Below are 2332 nucleotides of genomic sequence, written 5' to 3' on the forward strand. Positions count from 1 at the left end.
GGGCGGGGGTGACGCCGGTACTGGTGGCGGCGGGGGCCGCGGTCTCGGTCGGTGCCGGGATCGGGGGCAGGGGGATCACTCCTCGTCGTGAGACGCGTCGCTGGACGCGTCGTCGTCGGGCGCGCGGACGGCACCCGGGTGGTGGGGGCTGCGCGCCGCGGCCAGCAGGGCAGCCACCGCGGTTCGCGCACGGGCCTCGGCCCGCGGATCCCGCAGCAGACGGTGCGCGTGGTAGTAGGCGAGCATCACGCCGTAGAGGTCGGCGGCGAACTGGTCGGGGGCGGCGTCGACGCGGAACTGGCCGTCGGCCACTCCCCCGGCGAAGATGCGGGCGATCGAGCGGACCAGCTCACGGTGCTGCTCCTCGAGGAGGTCACGGACGGCCCCCTCCTGGTCGTCCAGCTCGACGCTGGCCTTGACGATCAGCACCCCGCCCGGGGCGAAGGTGCGACCGCAAGCGAGCCACCGGTCGACCAGGGCGTGCACCCGCGGCTCCCCCCGCGGCGCCTGGAGCGCTGGCCGCACGACCTCCGCCGCGAACTGCTCGGCCGCCGTCTCGAGGACTGCGAGCTGCAGCGCCTCCTTGGAGCGGACGTGCGCGTAGAGCCCGCTCTTGGACAGCCCCGCCTCGACGGCGAGCTGCCCCACGGTCAGACCACCGAGGCCCACCCGGCAGGCCACCTCGACGGCCCGCTCCAGGATCGCGGCACGGGTCCGCTGCCCCTTGCTCTCCTCGCTCGCCCCCGCATCCACCCGAGCAAATTAGCACGATCGTGCTTTTTGCTCGACGCCCCCCCTCGGGGAGAGCCCTGACTGCGAGGTCCGCCGGCTCTCGGGGCGCCTGGGCGACGTCTACGCTCGCCTGCATGACGGCCCTCGACGACGCCCGCGCGCTGATGAGGGACCACCTGGCACCGAGCCTTCGCGCGCAGGGCTGGCGGGGCAGCGCAGGCAGCTGGCTTCGGACGCACCCGACGCAGTGGGTGACGCTGGGGTGGCAGAAGGACAAGTACTCCGACCCCGCGTCGGTGCTCTTCACCGGGAACCTCGCGGTGATCTCCAAGGACGTCTGGGACGCGGAGAACGTCCCCCGCGGTCGCCGCGCCGCCAAGCCTGCGGCGTCGACGTCCTGGGGACTCGGCTGGGAGCAGCGGCTCGGTGCGCTGATCCCGGGCACCGACGGCGACCGGTGGTGGGTCGTCCACCCCGGGTGCGATCTGACGGTGGTGGCCAGCGAGGTCCTCGAGGCGCTCAGCAGGTACGGACTGCCCGCCCTCGAGCGTGCCCTGGCCGAGGCCGAGGCCCGTCCGCGCCTCTGCTGGCACAACGTCGGGGGCCGGAGCTGGTTCGAGCCCTGCGAGCGCCCGGCCGACGTCGAGGTCCTCGCGCCCGGCCGGACGACCTTCCGGTGCGCCGAGCACGCCGACGCCGCCCGAGCCACCGCGTAGGCGAACCGGGCAGCTCAGCGCGGAAGGATGCGGGTCAGGCCTCGAGGAGGATGGTGGTGGGGCCGTCGTTGACGAGCTCGACCGCCATGTCCGCACCGAAGGTCCCGGTCTCGACGCGCAGGCCGCGAGCGCGCAGGTCGGCGACGACGGCGTCGACGAGGGGCTCGGCCACAGGGCCGGGGGCTGCTGCGTTCCAGGTCGGACGGCGGCCCTTGCGGGTGTCGGCGTAGAGCGTGAACTGGCTGATCACGAGCACCGGGGCCCCCGCGTCGGCAGCCGAGCGCTCCTCACGCAGGATGCGCAGCTCGGCCACCTTGCGCGCGATGAGCGCCACCTGGTCGGCGCCGTCCTCGTGGGTCACCCCGACGAGGACGACCAGGCCGGGCTCGTCGATCTGCCCGACCACGGCGCCGTCCACCGTGACCGAGGCGCGGGTCACCCGCTGGACGACGGCCCTCACGCGGCACCCCCGGACGCCGTTCCCGCGTCCAGCGCGGCACGGACCTCACCGACGGGCACCCCGTGACCCAGGACGGGGGTGCGACCGACCTCGCGCAGGGCCGTCAGCACCTCCTCGATCCGGGCACCGTCCCCGCGGGCCAGCACGGGCTCGCGGGCCTCCGTCCCGTCGAGGGCACGCTCGAGGGCAGCCGCGACGACGACGGCGCAGGGCCGCATCGAGCCGTCGCGCACCTTGAGGGCCAGGCCGGTCCCGTCGGGAAGACCCGCGGCGTAGACGCCGTCGGCCCCGTCCTTGGCGACCAGGCCCGGGACCGCGCGCATGAGGCGCGTGACCTCGCGGCCGGGGCCCCCGACGAGCTCGGGGTAGCGGGACATCACCCGGGCCACCCGCGCCTCGGGGGCCTCCGAGGCGTCGGGGGGCA

Annotated in this window: 4 protein-coding genes; 1 reads left to right on the top strand and 3 read right to left on the bottom strand. The window is 75.2% G+C overall.

What is annotated here, in order from left to right; genetic code table 11:
- Positions 1 to 75: 75 nt before the first annotated feature.
- Entirely contained in the window at positions 76 to 753 is a 678-nt protein-coding gene (locus L0B03_RS16760) for a TetR/AcrR family transcriptional regulator (protein ID WP_250447985.1), read from the bottom strand.
- A gap of 113 nt (positions 754 to 866) precedes the next feature.
- Here L0B03_RS16760 and L0B03_RS16765 point away from each other — a divergent pair, with 113 nt between their 5' ends.
- Positions 867 to 1448, top strand: a complete 582-nt coding sequence (locus L0B03_RS16765) for a DUF4304 domain-containing protein (RefSeq protein WP_250447987.1) — start codon at positions 867 to 869, stop codon at positions 1446 to 1448.
- Positions 1449 to 1482: 34 nt separating this feature from the next.
- On the opposite strand, the gene dtd is transcribed toward L0B03_RS16765, so the two are convergent.
- Together dtd and L0B03_RS16775 are read right to left on the bottom strand one after the other, a co-directional pair.
- The gene (gene dtd, locus L0B03_RS16770) at positions 1483 to 1908 is read right to left on the bottom strand and encodes a D-aminoacyl-tRNA deacylase (protein WP_250447989.1); all 426 of its coding nucleotides are present in this window, start codon (positions 1906 to 1908) and stop codon (positions 1483 to 1485) included.
- The coding region (locus L0B03_RS16775) for an asparaginase (RefSeq protein ID WP_250447991.1) at positions 1905 to 2332 on the bottom strand (428 nt) is incomplete at its 5' end. The genes L0B03_RS16775 and dtd, both read right to left, overlap by 4 nt.

The organism is Actinotalea sp. C106, from assembly GCF_023630195.1.
Lineage (GTDB): Bacteria > Actinomycetota > Actinomycetes > Actinomycetales > Cellulomonadaceae > Actinotalea.

Coding starts and splice junctions, on each gene's coding strand:
- L0B03_RS16765 (WP_250447987.1), top strand. CDS start 867: ATGACGGCCCTCGACGACGCCCGCGCGCTGATGAGGGACCACCTGGCA.